This window comes from Tissierellales bacterium, assembly GCA_035301805.1.
Lineage (GTDB): Bacteria > Bacillota > Clostridia > Tissierellales > DATGTQ01 > DATGTQ01.
Genome location: DATGTQ010000028.1, coordinates 1 through 3,180, shown reverse-complemented (window position 1 = coordinate 3,180; position 3,180 = coordinate 1). Strand labels below are relative to the sequence as shown.

Genomic DNA, 3,180 nt, shown 5'->3' with positions numbered 1-3,180 from the left:
TTATTTATACAAGACCCCTAGAGGAATGTGGTTAAGGGCTTCTGGAGAATATCCTGAAGCATTAGAAACAGTAGGCATTAGTCCTAAAAAAATGAAGTATATTAGTTCTCTAGGATGTGGAATACTTTGTAGTCTTGCTGGTGTTCATCTTTCATTAGGATACTTAACCTTATTTACAGAAAATATGAGTGCCGATAGAGGCTTTATTGCAGTGGCAGCTATTATCTTTGGTAGGGCGAACCCCATAAAGACCTTCATAGCAGCCCTAATGTTTGGATTCTTCGATGCTTTAGGAATAAGGATGCAAGTAGTAGGTGTACCATCTCAGTTTACTCAAATGCTTCCCTATTTAGTTACAGTACTAACATTATTTATTTTAACTAAGAATCATTTAAATAAAATTAAAAAGAGAAAAAAAGAAGGGGCATATTAGATGAAGAACTACGATGTTTTAATAATAGGTGGTGGACTAGCTGGTTATTACTGTGCTTTATATTGTAAGAGAAGAGATTTAAATGTAGCAATAGTAGAAAAGTCAATCTTAGGAGGGACTGGTATTAGAACTGGTGCATTACCAGTAAAAAAACTCTTAGATAGTTTTAAGAATAATGATATTGATAATAAAATTATAAAGGAATCTTTGATTAGAAATTGGGATGAAAATCTTCAGTACTTAGATGATAAACTAAAAGATAACCTTAAAAATAATGGTATAGATATATATTTTGGTGATGGTGAATTCTTAGACGAGCATAGATACATTGTAGAAGAGTCAATACTATATGGAGAAAATATAGTCATTGCTACAGGTACTGAACCCTCTAGTGTAGAAGAAATAAAAATAGACAATGAAAATATAATAACTCATAAAGATGCTATAGATATAAGAAATTTACCTGAAAGTATTATAATACTGGGAGGAAATGTAGAGGGAGTAGAATTTGCTTCAATTTATGAAAGGTTAGGAGTAAAAGTAAGCTTAGTAGAAAAAGAGGAATCTTTGTTATTTGAAAATGATGAAGAATTAGTAAAACCTATTGAAGACAATTTGAAAAAAAGAAAAGTTGAAATAATAAAAGGAAATGGGGCCCAAAAAACTTACATTAAAGGTTCTAAGGTTAAAGTTGTTTTAGAAGATGGACAGGTATTAGAAGGAGATAAAGTATTAGTTACTTTAAGTAGAAAGCCTAGTTATCCAAAAGGTATAGATAAATTGAATATAGATAAGGATGATTTTAAGATAAAAGTATATGAGAATTTAAGAACTAATGTAAAACATATATATGCTATTGGAGATATAAATGGAATTTTAGGGCTGGCTAGTGGAGCAATTCAACAGGGAATAGCTGTAAGTGATAATATTTTGTATAATAAACCAGTAACTATGAATTATAATTCATTACCAAGGGCAGTCTATACCCTTCCAGAAATGGCAGGGGCAGGTTATCAAGAAAAAGATTTAGTCCAAGAAGGAATAGACTATATTAAGGGTTATTCATATTTTTCAAATACTTGGAGAGGTTGGGCTAAGAATATTGAAGAGGGTTTTTTAAAAGTACTTATAGACAAAGAAGGGATTATACTAGGAATATGGATGGTTGGAGAAAATGTATCAGAATATATAGGGCTATTAGGAGTGCTCTTAGAAAAAAATATAAGTGTAGAAGATGTTAAAAGTAACTTAGTTATACATCCAAGCTTATGGGAAGCCTTATTAGATGCAATTTTAAATGCTGAAAGATAGGAGATGATTTTATGTTGCAACCTCATATATTATGTGATAAAGGAGATATATCAGAATATGTAATACTTCCTGGAGATCCTCAAAGAGTGATGAGAGTGGCAGAAAACTATTTAGAAGATTGGGAAGAAATATCCTTTAATAGAGAATTTAGAACTATAGTAGGAAAATATAAGGGAGTTTTAGTAACGGTTACATCTACAGGTATTGGTGGAGCTTCTGCAGCTATAGCTATAGAAGAACTTATAGCTTGTGGAGCTAAAAATTTCATAAGAATTGGAAGTGCTGGGGCAGTACAACCGGAAATAAATCTGGGGGATTTAATAATAGCTACAGGAGCAGTAAGGAATGATGGAGCATCAAAAATGTATATAGAGTCAGAATATCCAGCAGTTTCAAACATAGAATTAACAAATTGCATATTAGATACTTGTAAAGAATTAAATTTTCCATATCATTACGGTATTGTGAGAAGTCATGATTCTTTCTACACCGATAAAGAAGAGGATATAAAGGAGTTTTGGAATACAAAAGGTGTCCTAGGTTCTGATATGGAAACAGCTGCACTTTTTACAATTGCAGAATTAAGAGGAGTTAGAGCGGCAAGTATATTAAATTCAGTAGTAGAATATGAAAGTGATTTAAAAGATGGTATAGGAAACTACGTTGCAAAAGAAGAAAAGGTTCAAAAAGGGGAAAATAAAGAAATCAAATTAGCCTTGGAAACTATTTATAAAATTGATAAATTAAATTACTAGAATATGAATTATTAGACAGTCTGTATTTATGTATAAATTAGTATAGACTGTCTTTTTCAATATTCTATATTAAGCAATTCTTTAGGACATTTATATACACATGTAGAGCATTTAATGCAAGATTGAAAATTAGTATTACTAGGGTTTAGCGGTAGCCATATGTATTTACTCGGCTATGGATACATATTATAAAGTGAAGTTGTTTATGTATTTATTAAAGTAAGGGTATATGCTTACTTTGAAGATGATGCAAAAGGTTCTATAGAAAAAGGTATATTCCCATATATGGTAATGCTTTCAGATAATATATTTCAAATTTTTGAAGATTAAATAAAAAATGTAGAGGTATAAACGACAATATTTGATGGTGAAATAATAAGTTTAGGTAAGTAATATAATTTTTTCTACTATTATAGAAATGATCTTTATATGCAATATTTTGTTATAACATGTATAAAAAAATGTTGATAATAGTCAAATTTTGATATATGATGTATTTACGTTACTACAAGATTTGAATATGGTCGTCAAAACTTTTAGTATAGTTGCCTCAAGATTTATTAGGGGGTGAATGAATGATGGGTGGGTTAACAAGTTGGTGGTTAATAATATTTATAATTAGTTTGGTTATTGAACTAATTAGCCTATCTTTAGTGAGTATATGGTTCGCGGCAGGAGCTT

Annotated in this window: 3 protein-coding genes; all 3 read left to right on the top strand. The window is 30.3% G+C overall.

The genetic code is table 11. The annotated features are described in order from the left end of the window. Positions 1–433: ABC transporter permease (locus VK071_01185; protein HLR33929.1), on the top strand; the 433-nt coding region annotated here is incomplete at its 5' end. Further along, complete coding sequence (locus VK071_01180) at positions 434–1,744, top strand: NAD(P)/FAD-dependent oxidoreductase (GenBank protein ID HLR33928.1); 1,311 nt, start codon at positions 434–436, stop codon at positions 1,742–1,744. Between the two features lie 11 nt (positions 1,745–1,755). Continuing rightward, on the top strand, positions 1,756–2,499 hold the full coding sequence (locus VK071_01175) for a nucleoside phosphorylase (GenBank protein ID HLR33927.1): 744 nt from the start codon (positions 1,756–1,758) through the stop codon (positions 2,497–2,499). Positions 2,500–3,180 lie beyond the last annotated feature (681 nt).